This is a genomic window from Brachybacterium sp. GU-2 (assembly GCF_030866705.2).
GTDB lineage: Bacteria > Actinomycetota > Actinomycetes > Actinomycetales > Dermabacteraceae > Brachybacterium > Brachybacterium conglomeratum.
The window spans coordinates 1,892,755-1,908,494 of sequence record NZ_CP133037.2 but is presented as its reverse complement, the minus strand read 5'-3'; the positions used below and the strand labels follow the sequence as shown (position 1 = coordinate 1,908,494).

The following is a 15,740-nucleotide window of genomic DNA, read 5'->3' as shown; positions in this document are numbered from 1 at the left end:
TGCATCATCGGCATCATCATCATGAACATCATCGCGCGCATGGCGGAGCGGACCACCCGGGGGGCGGTCTCGCGGTGCGCGGCGATCGAGGTCATGGCAAAGAGGATGCCCCGTCCCGTCCCGAGGGGCAAGCGCCTGTTCACATTTCGGGACGGCGACGGGGCGTCAGGGTACTGCGTCGAGGCCCTCGCGGAGGGCCTTCGTGCAGGTCAGTGGCCGCGTTCTCAGTCGACGACGCCGAAGAGGCGGTCGCCGGCATCGCCCAGACCGGGCACGATGTAGCCCTTCTCGTTGAGCTTCTCGTCGATCGCGGCGGTGACGACGGTGAGGTCGATCGCGGGGTCCAGCTGCTCCTCGAGCGCCTTCAGCCCCTCCGGTGCGCACAGCAGGGTCACGCAGGTGATGTCCTTCGCGCCGCGCTCGTGGAGGTACTCGCAGGAGGCGATGAGGGTGTGGCCGGTGGCGAGCATCGGGTCCAGCACGAAGCACTGCCGCCCGGAGAGGTCCTCCGGCAGACGGTTCGCGTAGGTGGTGACCTCGAGGGTCTCGTCGTTGCGGACCATGCCCAGGAAGCCCACCTCGGCGGTCGGCAGCAGGCGGGTGAGGCCGTCCAGCATGCCCAGGCCCGCGCGGAGGATCGGCACCACCATCGGCTTGGGGTTGGTCAGGCGGGTGCCGGTCATCGTGGTCACCGGCGTCTCGATCTCCACCGGCGCGGTGGCGACGTTGCGGGTCGCCTCGTAGGCCAGCAGGGTCACCAGCTCGTCGGCGAGCTGGCGGAACACCGAGGAATGGGTGGCGCGATTGCGCAGCACCGACAGCTTGTGGGCGACGAGGGGGTGGTCGATCTCCAGAACGCGCATGGGAGGGAATCTACCGGAGCGCGCCCCGTGCCATGCCGCGCAGGGCCGACGGACGGTCCAGGGGAGAGGATGGTCTCGCGCCCCCGGCGCTCGCCGCACGGGGGAGCACTGGAGAATGAGTGCATGACCGACGCCCCGGCCACCCCGACACCACCCGGCTTCCCGGCATCCCTTCCGAGCGACGACGAGCTGATGGGCCTCGCGCTCGCCGAGGCCCGCTCCGCCGCCGAGCGCGAGCCCGCCGACGTGCCCATCGGCGCCGTCGTGGTCGGGGCCGACGGCGAGGTGCTCGCGACCGCCGGGAACCGCCGCGAGGCCGACGAGGATCCGACGGCCCACGCCGAGATCCTCGCCCTGCGCGCCGCGGCACGCGCGACCGGGCGCTGGAACCTCACCGGCGCCACCCTCGTCGTCACCCTCGAGCCGTGCACCATGTGCGCGGGCGCGATCGTGCTCTCCCGCGTGCAGCGGGTGGTCGTCGGGGCGATGGATCCCAAGGCAGGGGCCGCCGGCTCTCTCTACGACCTGGTGCGCGAGCCGCGGCTTAACCACCGCGTCGAGCTCACCACCGGGGTGCGCGGGCAGGAGTGCGGCGACCTGCTGCGCGACTTCTTCCGCGCCCGTCGGAAGCGCTGACGCCCCCGCGCTCCGTCCCGCCGCCGCCCCCGCCGCTGCTCAGTCCCGCAGGTGGTACTCGGTGGTGACGTGCCCGGTGGAGTAGCGCCACTGCTCGCCGAGCCGCGCTACGAGCGGATCCCTGGTGGGCGGGGTGAAGGTGAGCCCCTCGCCGACGAAGGTCGGGACCGTGCGCAGCCGGATCGTGTCCACCAGCTCCGCGGCCAGCAGAGCCCTCGACAGCGTGAGGCTGCCCCACACGACGACCCTGCCGTACGGCGCGATCACCTCGCGCAGGGCGTCCACCCCGCCGCGCACGATCTGCGCCTCGCCCTCGCCCCACGGCGCGGTCTCGAGGGTCTCGCTCACCACGAGCTTGGGCAGGGCGTTGATCGGCCCGGCGAGCCGGTCGTGCTCCGGATCGGCCGTCGGCCAGTACTCGCGGAACATCTCGTAGGTGACGCGGCCCAGCACGATCGCGTCGACCGTCGCGACGAACTCCATCTGGTGCTCGTCGGTGCGGTCGAGGTCCTCGAAGCTCACCGCCTCCACGAAGCGCATCCCGCCGTCGGGCTCGGCCGCGAAGCCGTCGGCCGAGACGAGCTGCTCGAGCACGATCCGCGGACGGCCCGTGCCGGAGCCGCCGGCGAGCTCGCCCAGCAGCGGCACCAGCACCTCGTCGAGCGCCGAGCGCCAGCCGTCGCGTACGTCCTCGTCCTCGCCGGCCTCGGCGGGCACGCGCCGCTCGAGCGTGAACACCATCCGGGTGCGCTCGGCGCCGAGCTCCTCGAGCGCGACCGTGACCAGCGGCGAGACCTCGTCGGCGTCCTCCGGGCCGCGCCAGGTGAAGCGCAGCAGCTCCGGCTCGCGGATCTGGAGATAGGTGCCGGCCGTCGGCCAGCGCTGCCCGTCCACGGTCATCGTGTAGGCGTACTGCCCGCCCTCGCGCAGGTCGATCGCGACCGAGCCGGTCTCGACCTCGACGCCGGCGGGATGCCACCAGCGGGCGGTCAGCGCGGGATCGGTCCAGGCGCGCCAGACCAGCGCGCGCGGCGCCTCGAGGGTGCGGGTGAGGGTGAAGGAGGCGGGGGTGGTCATGTCGTCGTCGGTCATGAGGGGTCTCCGTCCTGGCGAGCCGGGTCCTGGGGATCCTGCGCGCCCTCGGCGCTGTGCACGCTGGGCATGCTGCGCAGCACGTCCTCGAGGGCGTCGAAGCGGCCGGACCAGATCCGTCGGTGCTCCTCGACCCAGTCGGTCGCCGCCTCGAGCGGCTCCGGGGTGAGGGTGCACAGGCGCCACTGCGCCTGCGGGGTCCGGCTGATCAGCCCTGCCTCCTCCAGCACCCGCAGGTGCTGACTGATCGCGGGGCGGGAGACGGCGAAGGGCTCGGCGAGGTCGCCCACGCGCAGCGGTCCCCGGGCGAGGCGCTCGATCATCGCGCGCCGGGTGGGGTCCGCCAGGGCGTGGAAGACCCGCGAGAGCGGATCCGCCGCAGACTGCATGTCACCAACTCCTTAAGTAAGGAACTGGTTGCACAGTCCTCCTCCCCGCCCCGGGTGTCAAGGGGGTGGCGGGGACTCCTCGAGAGGTCCATCGTGCGAGATCGCAGGTCCGCACTCCGAGACGGCCGTCTAGAGTGGCCTCGCGGGCCCGCCCGCACCGTCCCGCACCGATCGATCCCGCACGTCCCCGCCGGTCGCCGACGACGTCGTCCGCCCCGAGGGCCAGGAGCACGCATGCACATCACCTCTCCCGCCGTCCCGCCCGGCGCCGTCGTCGCCGAGGACGTCTCGAAGGTCTTCTTCTCCGGCACCGACCCCGTCTGGGCGCTCGAGGACTTCTCCCTCACCCTCGAGCCCGGCTCCTTCACCTGCATCGTCGGCCCCTCCGGCTGCGGGAAGTCGACCTTCCTGCGCATCCTCGGCGGGCTCGAGGAGCGCACCGTCGGCTCCGTGACGATGCCGGCCGAGGGCCACCGGATCCCCGCCGCCTTCGTGTTCCAGGAGCACGGCGTCTTCCCCTGGATGACGGTGCGGGAGAATGTCGCCTTCGGCCTGCGGATGACGGGCACCGGCACGGCCGAGCGCCGACGCATCGCCGACGACTGGCTCGCCCGCGTGCGCCTGTCCGACTTCGCGGACTCCTACCCCCACCAGCTCTCCGGCGGCATGCGCCAGCGCGTCGCGATCGCCCGCGCCTTCGCGACCGGCTCCCCGTGCTGCTCATGGACGAGCCGCTCGGCGCACTGGACGCCCAGACCCGCATGCTCATGCAGGAGGAGCTCATCGCCCTGTGGGAGGCCGAGCGCAAGACCGTCCTCATGGTCACCCACGACATCGACGAGGCGATCATCCTCTCCGACCGCGTGATCGTGATGTCCGGCCGTCCCGGCACCCTCCGCGAGGACATCACCGTCCCCTTCGACCGCCCCCGCTCCTTCGAGATCGAGCGCGACCCCGAGTACGCGGCGCTGCGCTCGCGCATCTGGGACCTGCTGCGCGAGGACGCCCGCACCGCCGAGGAGACCGCATGAGCACCGCCCCCGCCTCCCGCCCCGCGACCACGGCCGACGGCCGCGAGCAGCGCACCCTCCTCGCCGCCCGGGAGCAGCGCGCCCGTGACCGACGCCTGGCCACCCGCGACCTGGTCCTCTCGATCGCCGCGCCGATCCTGCTGCTGGTGCTGTGGGAGCTCTGTGCACGCGTGGAGATCATCGACCCGCGCTTCTTCCCGCCGCCCACCCGCATCGTCGCCGCGGGCTGGGAGATGCTGCTGAGCGGCGAGCTGTGGCAGCACACCGCGCCCACTCTGATGCGCCTCGCCGTCGGCGGCGGGATCGGCGCGCTCGCCGGGATCGTCGTCGGCCTGCTGATGGGCGCCTCCCGGGCGCTGAACGCCGCGCTCGGCCCGCTGTTCTCCGCGCTCTACCCGCTGCCGAAGATCGCGATCTTCCCGATCCTGCTGATGATCTTCGGGCCCACCGAGCTGCCGAAGATCATCGCCGTGTTCATCACGACCTTCTTCATCATGCAGATCAACACCGTCTCCGGCGTGTGGGCGATCGACCGCAAGCTGCTCGAGGCCGGTGCCGCCTACGGCGCGACGGGGCTGGCCCGCTTCCGCCACGTGGTCCTGCCCGGCGCGATGCCCTTCGTGTTCTCCGGGCTGAAGACCGCCACCGGCACCGCCGTCGTGGTGGTCACCGCCGTCGAGTTCACCGGCGCGACCACCACCGGGCTCGGCTACCTGATCTGGAACTCCTGGCAGCTGTTCATCCCGGAGAAGCTCTACGTAGGCCTGGTCGTCATCGGACTGATCGGCGCCCTGGTCACCACGATCCTCAGCCGCTCCGAGAAGCTGCTGCTGCCCTGGCGCCGCGAGCGCTGACCCCTACCCCGCACCACACCACCCCGCACCCCTAGGAGCACCGATGCGACGACGCACCCTTCTCTCCCTCACCGCCGCCACCGCCCTCGGCGGCGCCCTGACCGCCTGCGGCTCCGCCATCACCGGCGAGGACAGCTCCGGCGGCGGCGCCGACGGCGGCTCCGCCTCCGGCGCCGTGCGCGTGGGCCACCTGCCCTCGGCCCTGTTCGCGCCGCTGTACATCGCCGACGCGATGGGCTACTTCGAGGACGAGGGCATCACCCTCGAGCTCACCCCGCTGAAGTCCGGCCAGGACGGCGTGCCGATGCTGTCCAACGACCAGCTCGACGTGATGGTCGCCGGATTCAGCGCCGGGATGTTCAACGCCCTCGAGCAGGGCGTGGCCTTCAAGGTCGTCGGTTCCATGGGCATCTCCCCGGGCGACCCGGAGAACTCGCCCACCGCGCTCGAGGTGCGCCAGGACCTCCTCGACGACGGCACCGTCAGCGAGGTCGCGGACCTCAAGGGGCGCACCATCGGGGTGGCCGGCGGACCCGGCGCGACCGGCGGATACCTGCTCGCGGCGATGCTCGAGGAGGGCGGGCTGACCCTGAACGACGTGCAGATCTCCAACCTCGCCACCCCCGACCAGGAGCCGGCGCTCACCAACGGCTCCGTCGACGCGGCGACCCCGTCGGCCCCCTTCTCCTCCTCGATCGAGGAGGCCGGGATCGCCTCCCCGCTCGCGGTCCCCGCGAAGGGCACCACCGGCACGGGCGTGATGTACTCCGAGACCTTCGTCGGCGCCGAGCTCGCGCAGGGCTTCTTCACCGCGCTGGCCAAGGGCGCCCAGGAGCTCTCGGCCGACGGGAAGCAGACCGACGAGGTCTACCAGATCCTCGCCGACACCCTCGGCCAGGACATCGAGGTGCTGAAGGCCTCCCCGATGTACAGCTACCTCCCCGACCTCGCCCCGCAGCCCGAGCAGCTCGAGGCCATGCAGTCCGTGTGGATCGACGCCGAGCAGATCACCTACACCGAGCCGCTGGACATCGCCGGCATCGTCGACGCGAGCTTCGCGGAGGCCGCGGCGGGCTGAGTCGCCTCCGCGGGCCTCAGATCCAGCCCTGGCGGCGGGCGATCGCGGCGGCCTCGTGCCGGTTCGCGGCCTGCAGCTTCGCCTGGGCGCTCGAGAGGTAGTTGCGCACGGTCCCCGGGGCCAGATGGGCGCGCCGAGCGATCTGCTCGACCGGGGCGCCGTCGGCCGCGAACTCGAGCACGTCCGCCTCGCGCGGGGTGAGCGGGGAGTCGCCCGAGGAGATCGTCTCCGCGGCGAGCTCGGGGTCGATCGCGCGGCGCCCGTTCGCGACCGAGCGCACTGCGCGAGCGAGCTGCTCGGCCGAGGTGGTCTTCGGCAGGAAGCCCAGCACCCCCTGTGCGAGGGCGCGCTTGAGATAGCCGGGCCGCGCATGCGAGGTGAGGATCAGGCAGCGGGTCGCGGGGGAGGCCTCCGCGATCTGCTCGCACAGCTCGAGCCCGTCGCCGTCGGGCAGCTGCAGGTCCACCACGGCGACGTCCGGCGTGGTCTCGGCGATCAGCCGCGCGCCCTCGGCGACCGTCCCGGCCTCGCCGAGCACCTCGAGGTCCTCCTCGAGCGAGAGCATCGTCGCGAGCGCCGAGCGGATCAGGTGCTCGTCGTCGACGAGCACCACGCGCAGCGGGCGAGGAGGGGCATCGGTCATCGGGATCCTCCGGTCGGGGTGAAGCGGACGTCGAGGGTGAAGGTGCCGTCCTCGCGGCGAACCTCCAGGGTCGCCTCGTCCTCGAGGCGCTCCCGCATCCCGGCCAGCCCGCTGCCCTCCCGGACCTCGGCGCCCTCGGGCGCACCGTCGTTGACGATCGTGACGCCGTCCGCGCGGAGGGTGATCTCCACGGCCGACGGGTCGGCATGGCGCAGGATGTTCGTCCCACCCTCTCGCAGCACCCAGGCGGCGGTGCCGGCCCGGGCCGCGGGGACGTCCTCGGCCGCGCCGTGGACCGTGACCTCCACGTGCGCGGAGCGCAGAAGCGATGCAGTGCCCTGCAGCTCGGTCGCGAGATCCGCCTCGCGGTAGCCGCGCACGAGCGAGCGGATCTCGGCGAGCGAGGTGCGGGCGATCTGCGCCGCCTCCCGGCCGTGCTCCGCGGCGCGGGGGTCGCCGCGCTCGGCCAGCTGCGCCACCAGCTCGGTCTTCACGGCGATCACGGAGAGGTCCCGCCCGGTGACGTCGTGCAGGTCGCGGGCGAAGCGCAGCCGCTCCTCGGCGACGGCGAGCTGCGCCTGCGCCTCGCGTGCGTCGTCGAGCTCGCGCACCATCGCCGCCAGCCACAGGGACATCCGCACCGTGAGCACCACGGCGAGCAGCATCGCACCGGTGGGGAAGGCGACGGGGGCGGAGAGCCCGAACGCCATCGCGATCACCGTCGTCGCGACCGCCACCGCCGCCCCGATCTGCCAGCGCCATCGCAGGAGCGCCGAGGCGGCGAGCAGCGTGAGCGAGGCGGCGAGCACGGGGGCCGCGGAGAGGCCGAGCAGCTGGAGCAGCACGATGACCGCTGACGGCACCGCGGTGGCGAGCAGCGAGCGGTCCGCCGGGATGCTGCCCACCTGCGGGAGGTCCCAGCGGTCCCGCGCCTCGGGCAGCGCCGCCGCCGACCACAGTGCGAGCGCTCGGTGTCCGGACCAGGCGCCGACCACCATCTGCACGATCAGCACCGCGGTCGCCGCCGGGGCCTCGGCCAGCAGCGCGGGCACCGGGGTGCCGAACGCGAGCAGGACCCCCAGCGGGAAGATCGCCTGGATGAGCACGACCGACCACGCCGTGTAGGCGTAGAACACGCTCCACTGGCGTGCGGTGCGGGTCTTCACCGCGGTCCTCCCCTCGGCGTGGGAACGGTCGACGAGCTGGGGCGAAGCGTATCCGCTCAGCCGATCGCGGCGAGGAACAGGCCGCCGAAGGCGCCGAAGACGATGCCCCACAGGATGATGGAGATGCCCATCCAGAGGTAGACCCGGCCGCGCGCGGCGCCGAGCGCGATCAGTGCAGGTCCGGAGATCTGCGAGGCGACCACGAACGGCCCCAGCAGGCACACCCCGGGCACCCCGTACTTCTCCAGCGCCGCGGCGACCTTGGTCCGGAAGCGGGAGGGGCTGGGCTCCACGGCGGAGCGGCCCCCGTGCTTCCCGCGACCCTGGGCGATCGCGTCCCGGGTGCGGCCGGCCAGCGCGATCACCACGAAGGTCGCCACCAGGTTCCCCAGCACCGCCGCCGGGATCGCGAGGACCGGGTGGATGCCGAGGGTGGTGCCCAGGAAGGAGCCGAGATAGCTCTCGATGAAGGGGATCGCACCGGCGGGGACGAGCGCGAGAACCTGCTGCCACGGCGCGAGGCCGGAGACGAGGTCGTGCAGCTGGACGAGGAGGTCCTGGAACATGGGTGGGGTCCTTCCGGGTTGATGATGGTTCCAGCCTCCCCGTGCACGGCGCTGCGCGGCAGGGCGCGGTGTCATCGACCGGGATGTGTCCCTCACGGCCCGCCCATGACAGATGTCAGACCGCACGGCGTGACCCCGTCCACATGGGGACCTGCAGGTCTGTGACGTTTGTTGCGGCAGATGAACGCGTGCTCGGCGTGCGGGGCGCTCGATGCTTGAATTCCGGGGTGATCACTCTCGACGCACTGCGCAAGGTCTTCCCCGCACCCGGCGGCGGGGACCCCGTCGTCGCGCTCGACGGGATCGACCTCCACCTCGGGCCGGGCCGCATCCACGGGATCGTCGGCCGCTCCGGGGCGGGCAAGTCCACGCTCATCCGCTGCCTGACCGGGCTGGAGAAGCCCACCTCGGGCCGGGTCGAGATCGACGGCACCGACATCGCCGCGCTCGAGGGCGCCCAGCTGCGCGCCGCCCGGCGGAACATCGGGATGGTCTTCCAGCACGCGAACCTGCTGGACTCCCGCACCGCCGCCCAGAACATCGCCCACCCGCTCGAGATCGCCGGGGTGCCCCGCGCCGAGCGCGAGCGCCGCGTCGCCGAGCTGGTCGAGCTCGTGGGGCTCACCGGCCGCGAGCACAACCATCCCGCGCAGCTCTCGGGCGGGCAGATCCAGCGCGTCGGCATCGCCCGCGGCCTCGCCGCCGAGCCGAAGGTGCTGCTGTGCGACGAGCCGACCAGCGCCCTGGACGGCACCACCACCCGGCAGATCCTGCGCCTGCTCGCCGACCTCCGCGAGCGCCTCGGCATCACGGTCGTCATCATCACCCACGAGATGGGCGTGGTGCGCGAGGTGTGCGACACCGTCACCCTGCTCCAGGACGGGCGGATCACCCAGAGCGGCGACCTGCTCGAGGTCGCCGCCGATCCGCACGGCCCCCTCAGCGCGGAGCTGATCCCGCTGCCGCCGGCTCCGACCGGCATCGAGGCGCTGGTCGTGAACTGCGACTACGGCGACTCCGAGCGCTTCCGCACCACAGATGACCTGATCCGTCTGGCCGAGACATACGAGGCCGAGGCGACCCTCGTCGCCGGCACCATCGAGACCATCGGCGGCCGCCAGGTGGGGCGGGTCCAGCTCGCCCTGCGCAACCGTTCCGGACAGCCGATCTCCCGCCAGGGGCTCGATGACTTCCTCGCCGAGCTCGAGAGCGCCGGCGTCGTCGCGAAGGAGGTGACCGCATGATCGAGTGGCTCGACAACCCCGTCTTCACCACCTGGGACTCCTCCACCTCGCTGTGGTCCAACACCCTGATCACCCTGTACATGACCGTGGGCACCATGCTGTTCTCCACCCTCATCGGTGTTCCGCTGGGCCTGCTGCTCTTCGAGACCTCCGGCGCCCGCGGCGGTCTCGCCCGCTGGGTGAACCGCATTGTCGGCTTCGTCGTGAACGTCGGGCGGTCCTTCCCGTTCATCATCCTGATCATCGCGCTGATCCCCGTCACCCGCTTCATCGTGGGCCGCGTGACCGGGCCGAACGCCGCGATGTTCGCGCTGGTGATCTCCGCGATCCCATTCCTCGCACGTCTCATCGAGATCAACCTGCGCGAGATCTCCGCCGGGAAGGTCGAGGCGGTGCAGATGATGGGCGCCACCCGCTGGCAGATCATCCGACAGGTCCTCCTGCCGGAGGCGCTGCCCGGCATCATCGGCTCCCTCACCACCACCACGATCGCCGTCATCGGCTACACCGCCATGGCCGGCACCGTGGGCGGCAAGGGCCTGGGCGACCTCGCGATCCGCAACGGCTACCAGAGCTACGACAACGTGGTCATGGTCGCGACCGTGGTCGTGCTGGTGGTCATCGTGATCGCCGTCCAGGCGCTCGGCTCCGCCCTCTCCCGCGCCGTCGACCACCGCGCCGCGGCCCGCTGACCTGCTTCATCCCACCCTCGTCGAGAAGGACATCCCCATGACCCACATCTCCCGCCGCACCACTCTGCTCGCCTCCGGCGCGGGCCTCGCCGCGCTCGCCCTCGCCGCCTGCGGCGCCGGCGGCACCGAGGGGCCGACGGAGGAGAACGGCGTGACCACGATCCGCATCGGCGCCTCCCCGGCCCCGCACGCCCAGATCCTCACCTTCGTGAAGGACAACCTCGCCGAGGAGGCCGGGCTCGCCCTCGAGATCATCGAGTACACCGATTACCAGCTGCCCAACCAGGCGCTGAACGACGGCGACCTCGACGCGAACTTCTACCAGACCCCCGCCTTCCTCGAGGGCCAGATGTCCGAGAAGGGCTACGACTTCCACGCCTTCGAGGGCATCCACGTGGAGCCCCTCGGCGTCTACTCCGAGACCCTCACCTCGCTCGACGAGCTGAAGGACGGGGACGAGGTCGCGATCGCGAACGACCCCACCAACCGCGGCCGCGGCCTGGACCTGCTCGCCGCCCACGGCGTGATCACCCTCGCCGACGGCGTCGCCCCCACCTCGGCCACCACCGGCGACATCGCCGAGAACCCGAAGAACCTGCAGTTCACCGAGCTCGAGGCCGCGCAGATCCCGCGCTCCCTCGCCGACTTCGCGATCGCCGTCGTCAACGGCAACTACGCCCTCGAGGCGGGCCTGAACCCCTCCGAGGAGGCCATCGTCATCGAGGAGGGCGAGGGCAACCCGAACGCGAACATGATGGTGGTGCGCACGGCCGACGCGGAGAACGAGGCCCTCGTGACGCTCGACGAGCTGCTCCACAGCGACGACGTCCGCTCCTTCATCGAGGAGACCTACACCGACGGCTCGGTCATCCCGGCCTTCTGAGCCCGAGCGCTCCAGGCCGTACGCCGGCCGACGGAACGACGACGCCGCGCCCGCCCCACGAGGGGCGAGCGCGGCGTCGGTGCGTTCGCGGCGGTCCGGAAGAGCTCGCCTCAGAGCAGCTCCGTCGCCCCCAGCTGATCCAGCAGCCAGGCCAGCTCGTCGGCCCGCTGCTCCCACTTGCGGTACCGGCCCGAGCGGCCGCCGTGCCCGGCGACCATCTCGCAGCGGAACACGATCGGGCGCTCGGCCTGGTCGGAGGTGACCGTCTCGCGCAGGCGGGCCACCCACTTCGCGGGCTCGACGAAGAACACGCGGGTGTCGTTCAGCGAGGTCGAGGCGAAGATCGCCGGGTACTCCACCGCCTGCACGTTCTCGTAGGGCGTGTACTCCTTCATGTACTCGTACACGGCCGGGTCGTGCAGCGGGTCGCCCCACTCCTCCCACTCGCCGACGGTCAGCGGCAGCGAGGGATCCAGGATCGTGGTCAGCGCGTCCACGAAGGGCACCCCGGCGATGATCGCCCGGAACCGCCCCGGGGCGAGGTTCGCGACCGCGCCCATCAGCAGCCCGCCCGCGCTGCGGCCCTCCGCCCCGAGCCGGGCCGGGTCCACGAGGCCGCTCGCGCCGAGATGCTCCGCCGCGGCGACGAAGTCGCTGAAGGAGTTCTTCTTCTCCAGCAGCTTGCCGTGGTCGTACCAGTCCCGGCCCATCTCGCCCCCGCCGCGCACGTGCGCGATCGCGACGACCACGCCCCGGTCCAGCAGGGACAGGCGCGTGGGCACGAAGGACGGGTCGACCGAGACCTCGTAGGAGCCGTAGCCGTACAGATACCCGGGCGCGGTCCCGTCGGCCGCGACCTCCCTGCGCGCGACGACGCTGAGCGGTATCGCGGTCCCGTCGGCCGCCCTCGCCCACTCGCGCCGCTCCACGTAGAGGGAGGGATCGAAGTTCGGCACCGGGATGACGCGCAGGATCTCGGTCGCACCGGTGGCGACCTCCCGCTCGGCGACGGTGGGCGGGGTGAGCAGGCTGGTGAGCTCGTAGCGCACCGCCTGCTGGTCCCAGTTCGGGTTCGCGTCGAGCTCGACGGTGTCCAGCTCCCCGCCGTGGGTGAGGTCCTCGGCCTGATCGAGCCGCAGCGACCCGTCGGCCGCCCGCGGGATGATCCGCACCGAGGCGAGCCCGCCGGCGCGCAGCTCGAGCGCGACGAAGCCCGCGAACGACTCCACCGCCAGCAGCCGCTCGCCCTCGCCGGCGACCAGCAGCTCCTCCCACTGCTCCGGGGTCTCGAGCGGCGCCTGCGCGAGCGCGAAGCCGGTGTGCCCGTCGTTGTGCACCACCAGCAGGCGGTCCCCGGCGTGCTCGACCGCGTAGTCCACGCCGTCGCGCCGCCCGCCCGCGCGAACGGGCGCGGACTCGGGCGCGGCGAGGTCCAGCAGCCACGCCTCCGCCGTCGTGGTGGAGGCGGACTGGATGACGAGGGTCGTCTCGTCGCGGGAGCGCTCGAAGCCGATCATGAACCGCTCGTCGCCCTCCTCGAGCACGAGCACGTCCTCGGCCGGATCGGCGCCGATCCGATGGCGCCAGACCTGGTGCTGCCGCCAGGCGTCGTCGACCCGCGCGTAGAACAGCCACTGCTGATCGGTGGAGAACGCGATGCCGTAACCGGTGCCGGTCACGGACTCGTCGAGCACCTCGCCGGCGGAGAGGTCCAGGACCCGCAGCGTGAACCGCTCGTCCCCGGCGGTGTCCACCGCATAGGCGAGCAGGGTGTGGTCGGGGGAGAGGGTCAGCCCGCCGAGGGAGTAGAACTCGTGCCCCGCGGCCTCGGCCTGGGCGTCCAGCAGCACCTGCTCGCCCTCGAGCATCACCCCCGGCTCGACCTGCGGCATCGCGCCCGCGTCGGCCACGCGGGTGAATCTCGGGTAGTCGTCTCCGGCGGTGGTGCGGGTGATGTACCACCAGTTCCCGCGACGCACGGGCACCGACAGGTCCGTCTCCTGCGTGTGACCGACGAACTCCTCGACCAGGCGCTGCCGCAGCGCGCCGAGGTGCGCGGTGCGGGAGTCGGCGTAGGCGTTCTCCGACTCGAGGTGCGCGATGACCTCGGGATCGGTCTTGTCGCGCATCCACTCGTACGGATCCACCACGACATCGCCGTGGTGGATCCGCTCGGTGGGGCGTCGCTCGGGAGAGGGGGTGTCCGGGTGCTGGCTGGTCATCCCTCGAGACTAGTCATCCTTCGAGGTCGGCGGCGTCCAGCTGGTCCAGGAGCCAGGCGACTCCCTCGACGCGGAGGTCCTCGCCGCCCTCCAGGGACTCCGCGACCCGCAGCAGGACCGGTCGCTCGGCAGGATCGGAGGTCACCCGCTCTCGCAGCCGCGCCACCCAGATCGCGGCGCACGCCGGCGGGATGTCCGTGCCCTCGAGCGCGGTGAACGCGTAGACGGCGGGGTACTCGGTCTCGCGGATGTTCTCCGCCGGGCTGCAGGCGCGCAGGGTCCGGTAGGCGGTCTCGTCCTTGGCCGGGTCCCCGAACTCGGTCCACTCCTCGAGGGTCAGCATCACCTCCGGGGCCAGCATCGTCTCCAGCGGGTCCACCAGCGGGGTCTCCGCCAGCACGGCCCGGAACAGCTCGGGCGCCCGGTTCGCGGCCGCGCCGACGACCATCGCACCCGCCCCGGTGGCCACGGCGCCGATCCGGTCCGGAGCCGCCCACCCGGAGGCGACCAGGTGATCCGCGCAGGCGACGAGGTCGTCCACCGAGTGCATCCGGCGCTGGCGACGGCCGTCGTGGTGCCACTGCGGCCCGAGCTCGCCGCCGCCGCGCACGTGGGCGACGGCCACGACGACGCCGCGGTCCGCGAGCGCGAGCACCTCGGGCTGCAGCAGCGGGTCGAGGCACCGGCCGAACACGCCGTGGCCGTGCAGCAGCACCGGGGCGGTGCCGTCGGCGACCACGTCGGCCCGGGCGATCAGCGAGATCGGGACGCGGGTGCGGTCGGGCGAGGTCGCCCACAGCCGCTTCTCGACGTACCGCGAGGCGTCGAGGCCGGGCACCTCGACGCGCTTCAGCACGAACGGGTCGTCGCTGTCGAGGGACGCGCCGATCATCGTCGGCGGGGTGAGGAAGCTGTCCACCCGGCAGCGGATCGAGCGCTGCTCCCAGTCGGGGGTGTGCTCCAGCCGCACCGCGTCCAGCGGTCCGCCGGTGAGGATCTCCCGCACAGCGCCGACGTCGAGGGAGCCGTCGGCCCGGCGCGGGATCATCCGCACCGCCGGCAGGGCGCCGACGCGCAGCTGCAGCGCGACGAAGCCGGCGAAGGCCTCCACGGACTCGAAGCTCTCGCCCTCCTGCGCGTGCAGCAGGGGGTTCGCGCCCTCGGGCAGCGTCCCCGAACCGAGCGGCGCCTCGGAGAGCACGCAGCGATGGGTGACGGGGTCGGCGTGCAGCAGCAGCAGCCGGTCGCCGGCATGCTCCACGACCGTGGAGCTGCCGGGCAGGCGGTCGGTGACCTGGACGGGCGTCGCCGCGGGCACGGCGAGGTCCAGCGTCCACACCTCGGCGGCGGCCGGCGAGGTCGAGCGGATCATCAGGGCGGACCCGTCCCGGGAGCGGCTCAGGGCGAGCTCGGACCAGTGGTCGGGCTCCTCGAGCAGCACCGGGTCCGTGGAGGGGTCGCTGCCCAGCACGTGGCGGCGCACCTCGGCGCGGCGCCCGAGATCGTCCAGACGGGTGTGGAGCAGCGCGGTCGAGTCCGCGGAGAACACGGGATCGGGCCCCGCGCCGTGCACGGAGTCGTCCACGACCACGCCGGTCTCGGCGTCGGTCACCACGAGGTGGCAGTCGCCCGCGGCGGCCTCGGCCCGTGCGAGCAGGCGGTGGTCGGGCGAGAGGGCGATGCCCAGCACCCTCCGGCAGTCCTCCACCAGCACGCTCTCGCCGGGAAGCAGCTGCCCGGGGACGGGGACGGGAACGCCGGCCGGGCCGCGCACGGCCTCGCAGTCGCGGACGCGGGAGAAGGTGACGCCGTCCAGCGGGTGGGTGCGGTCGATGTACCACCAGCCGTCCAGCAGCACCGGCACCGACAGCTCCTGCGGGGTCTCGCCCTCGAGGGCCCCGGCGAGACGGGCACGCAGCGGCGCCAGCGCGGAGGTGGCGCGGTCGGTGTGCGCGTTCTCGGCGGCGAGGTGCTCGCGCACCTCGGCGGTGCGGATGCTGCGCAGCCACTGGAAAGGCAGCTCGGCGGCGTCGCCGAAGAGGATGCGCTGCGCGGTGCGGGGCTCAGGGCGGGGGGCGAGGAGGGACTCCGCGGAGCGCAGTGGGGGACGCCGTGCGGCAGGGACGAGGTGGTCGGTCATCGGAGCGGCTTTCCTCTCGAGGTGGCCGGTGGGGGGGGATCCCGGTTCCGTGGCGTCTCGGCCGGAGGGGCCACGGCGGGGCACTGCGGGTGATCAGCTCTCCGGAGTCGGGACCCGATCGAGGAGGTCGGCGGTGATGGCCCCGCCGTGATCGGGACGCCCGCGCTCACGGGCACTGCCGCGGCGAGGGGGGACATGAGGGAGGGCGCAGTATGCCTGGGATGCCGGGGTGTCGTTCATC

At 72.6% G+C, this 15,740-nt stretch carries 16 protein-coding genes; 8 read left to right on the top strand and 8 right to left on the bottom strand.

Going from position 1 to position 15,740, the window contains the following annotated elements; translation table 11 throughout:
* Positions 1–224: 224 nt before the first annotated feature.
* Entirely contained in the window at positions 225–863 is a 639-nt protein-coding gene (gene upp / locus RBL05_RS08765) for a uracil phosphoribosyltransferase (RefSeq protein ID WP_053918202.1), read from the bottom strand.
* A 123-nt stretch (positions 864–986) separates the two neighbouring features.
* On the opposite strand from upp, the gene tadA reads away from it, so the two are divergent.
* Entirely contained in the window at positions 987–1,499 is a 513-nt protein-coding gene (gene tadA, locus RBL05_RS08760) for a tRNA adenosine(34) deaminase TadA (protein ID WP_308739831.1), read from the top strand.
* A 39-nt stretch (positions 1,500–1,538) separates the two neighbouring features.
* Here tadA and RBL05_RS08755 read toward each other — a convergent pair whose 3' ends face one another.
* Both RBL05_RS08755 and RBL05_RS08750 read right to left on the bottom strand, forming a co-directional pair.
* A complete protein-coding gene (locus RBL05_RS08755; RefSeq protein ID WP_308739832.1) occupies positions 1,539–2,591 on the bottom strand; it encodes an SRPBCC domain-containing protein in 1,053 nt (350 codons plus the stop codon).
* Positions 2,588–2,980, bottom strand: coding sequence for an ArsR/SmtB family transcription factor (locus tag RBL05_RS08750; protein ID WP_308739833.1), 393 nt, complete (start codon positions 2,978–2,980; stop codon positions 2,588–2,590). Before RBL05_RS08750 ends, RBL05_RS08755 begins: the two co-directional genes overlap by 4 nt.
* A gap of 234 nt (positions 2,981–3,214) precedes the next feature.
* Between RBL05_RS08750 and RBL05_RS08745 the strand changes: the two genes are divergently transcribed.
* Genes RBL05_RS08745 through RBL05_RS08730 form a run of 4 tightly spaced genes read left to right on the top strand, consistent with a single transcriptional unit; the run spans position 3,215 to position 5,943 of the window.
* Positions 3,215–3,847 carry an ABC transporter ATP-binding protein gene (locus RBL05_RS08745; RefSeq protein ID WP_308739834.1) on the top strand — a complete coding sequence of 211 codons (633 nt, stop codon included), beginning with the start codon at positions 3,215–3,217 and terminating at the stop codon, positions 3,845–3,847.
* Positions 3,799–4,011: a hypothetical protein gene (locus tag RBL05_RS08740; protein WP_308739835.1), complete on the top strand. Its 213-nt coding sequence runs from the start codon at positions 3,799–3,801 to the stop codon at positions 4,009–4,011. The genes RBL05_RS08745 and RBL05_RS08740 overlap by 49 nt, the downstream gene beginning before the upstream one ends.
* Positions 4,008–4,865 (top strand): ABC transporter permease, encoded by an 858-nt coding sequence (locus RBL05_RS08735; protein WP_308739836.1) that lies wholly within the window; start codon positions 4,008–4,010, stop codon positions 4,863–4,865. The genes RBL05_RS08740 and RBL05_RS08735 overlap by 4 nt, the downstream gene beginning before the upstream one ends.
* Positions 4,866–4,908: 43 nt before the next feature.
* Positions 4,909–5,943, top strand: coding sequence for an ABC transporter substrate-binding protein (locus RBL05_RS08730; protein WP_308739837.1), 1,035 nt, complete (start codon positions 4,909–4,911; stop codon positions 5,941–5,943).
* Between the two features lie 16 nt (positions 5,944–5,959).
* Here RBL05_RS08730 and RBL05_RS08725 read toward each other — a convergent pair whose 3' ends face one another.
* From RBL05_RS08725 to RBL05_RS08715, 3 genes are read right to left on the bottom strand one after another with little or no spacing between them, the layout of a single operon-like run.
* Positions 5,960–6,586, bottom strand: a complete 627-nt coding sequence (locus tag RBL05_RS08725; protein WP_308739838.1) for a response regulator transcription factor — start codon at positions 6,584–6,586, stop codon at positions 5,960–5,962.
* Entirely contained in the window at positions 6,583–7,752 is a 1,170-nt protein-coding gene (locus RBL05_RS08720) for a sensor histidine kinase (protein ID WP_308739839.1), read from the bottom strand. The genes RBL05_RS08725 and RBL05_RS08720 overlap by 4 nt, the downstream gene beginning before the upstream one ends.
* Before the next feature lie 56 nt (positions 7,753–7,808).
* Complete coding sequence (locus RBL05_RS08715; RefSeq protein WP_308739840.1) at positions 7,809–8,318, bottom strand: hypothetical protein; 510 nt, start codon at positions 8,316–8,318, stop codon at positions 7,809–7,811.
* A gap of 227 nt (positions 8,319–8,545) precedes the next feature.
* On the opposite strand from RBL05_RS08715, the gene RBL05_RS08710 reads away from it, so the two are divergent.
* From RBL05_RS08710 to RBL05_RS08700, 3 genes are read left to right on the top strand one after another with little or no spacing between them, the layout of a single operon-like run.
* Entirely contained in the window at positions 8,546–9,562 is a 1,017-nt protein-coding gene (locus RBL05_RS08710; RefSeq protein ID WP_062946501.1) for a methionine ABC transporter ATP-binding protein, read from the top strand.
* The gene (locus RBL05_RS08705; protein WP_308739841.1) at positions 9,559–10,254 is read left to right on the top strand and encodes a methionine ABC transporter permease; all 696 of its coding nucleotides are present in this window, start codon (positions 9,559–9,561) and stop codon (positions 10,252–10,254) included. The genes RBL05_RS08710 and RBL05_RS08705 overlap by 4 nt, the downstream gene beginning before the upstream one ends.
* A gap of 37 nt (positions 10,255–10,291) precedes the next feature.
* The gene (locus RBL05_RS08700) at positions 10,292–11,137 is read left to right on the top strand and encodes a MetQ/NlpA family ABC transporter substrate-binding protein (protein WP_308739842.1); all 846 of its coding nucleotides are present in this window, start codon (positions 10,292–10,294) and stop codon (positions 11,135–11,137) included.
* A gap of 110 nt (positions 11,138–11,247) precedes the next feature.
* Here RBL05_RS08700 and RBL05_RS08695 read toward each other — a convergent pair whose 3' ends face one another.
* Both RBL05_RS08695 and RBL05_RS08690 read right to left on the bottom strand, forming a co-directional pair.
* Entirely contained in the window at positions 11,248–13,359 is a 2,112-nt protein-coding gene (locus tag RBL05_RS08695; RefSeq protein WP_308739843.1) for a S9 family peptidase, read from the bottom strand.
* A 13-nt stretch (positions 13,360–13,372) separates the two neighbouring features.
* Positions 13,373–15,499 carry a prolyl oligopeptidase family serine peptidase gene (locus tag RBL05_RS08690; protein WP_308739844.1) on the bottom strand — a complete coding sequence of 709 codons (2,127 nt, stop codon included), beginning with the start codon at positions 15,497–15,499 and terminating at the stop codon, positions 13,373–13,375.
* Positions 15,500–15,740 lie beyond the last annotated feature (241 nt).

Excerpts from the sequence above, each read along its gene's own strand:
- upp (WP_053918202.1), bottom strand. The coding sequence starts at position 863 with ATGCGCGTTCTGGAGATCGACCACCCCCTCGTCGCCCACAAGCTGTCG.
- tadA (WP_308739831.1), top strand. The coding sequence starts at position 987 with ATGACCGACGCCCCGGCCACCCCGACACCACCCGGCTTCCCGGCATCC.
- RBL05_RS08755 (WP_308739832.1), bottom strand. The coding sequence starts at position 2,591 with ATGACCGACGACGACATGACCACCCCCGCCTCCTTCACCCTCACCCGC.
- RBL05_RS08750 (WP_308739833.1), bottom strand. The coding sequence starts at position 2,980 with ATGCAGTCTGCGGCGGATCCGCTCTCGCGGGTCTTCCACGCCCTGGCG.
- RBL05_RS08745 (WP_308739834.1), top strand. The coding sequence starts at position 3,215 with ATGCACATCACCTCTCCCGCCGTCCCGCCCGGCGCCGTCGTCGCCGAG.
- RBL05_RS08740 (WP_308739835.1), top strand. The coding sequence starts at position 3,799 with ATGGTCACCCACGACATCGACGAGGCGATCATCCTCTCCGACCGCGTG.
- RBL05_RS08735 (WP_308739836.1), top strand. The coding sequence starts at position 4,008 with ATGAGCACCGCCCCCGCCTCCCGCCCCGCGACCACGGCCGACGGCCGC.
- RBL05_RS08730 (WP_308739837.1), top strand. The coding sequence starts at position 4,909 with ATGCGACGACGCACCCTTCTCTCCCTCACCGCCGCCACCGCCCTCGGC.
- RBL05_RS08725 (WP_308739838.1), bottom strand. The coding sequence starts at position 6,586 with ATGACCGATGCCCCTCCTCGCCCGCTGCGCGTGGTGCTCGTCGACGAC.
- RBL05_RS08715 (WP_308739840.1), bottom strand. The coding sequence starts at position 8,318 with ATGTTCCAGGACCTCCTCGTCCAGCTGCACGACCTCGTCTCCGGCCTC.
- RBL05_RS08705 (WP_308739841.1), top strand. The coding sequence starts at position 9,559 with ATGATCGAGTGGCTCGACAACCCCGTCTTCACCACCTGGGACTCCTCC.
- RBL05_RS08700 (WP_308739842.1), top strand. The coding sequence starts at position 10,292 with ATGACCCACATCTCCCGCCGCACCACTCTGCTCGCCTCCGGCGCGGGC.
- RBL05_RS08695 (WP_308739843.1), bottom strand. The coding sequence starts at position 13,359 with ATGACCAGCCAGCACCCGGACACCCCCTCTCCCGAGCGACGCCCCACC.
- RBL05_RS08690 (WP_308739844.1), bottom strand. The coding sequence starts at position 15,499 with ATGACCGACCACCTCGTCCCTGCCGCACGGCGTCCCCCACTGCGCTCC.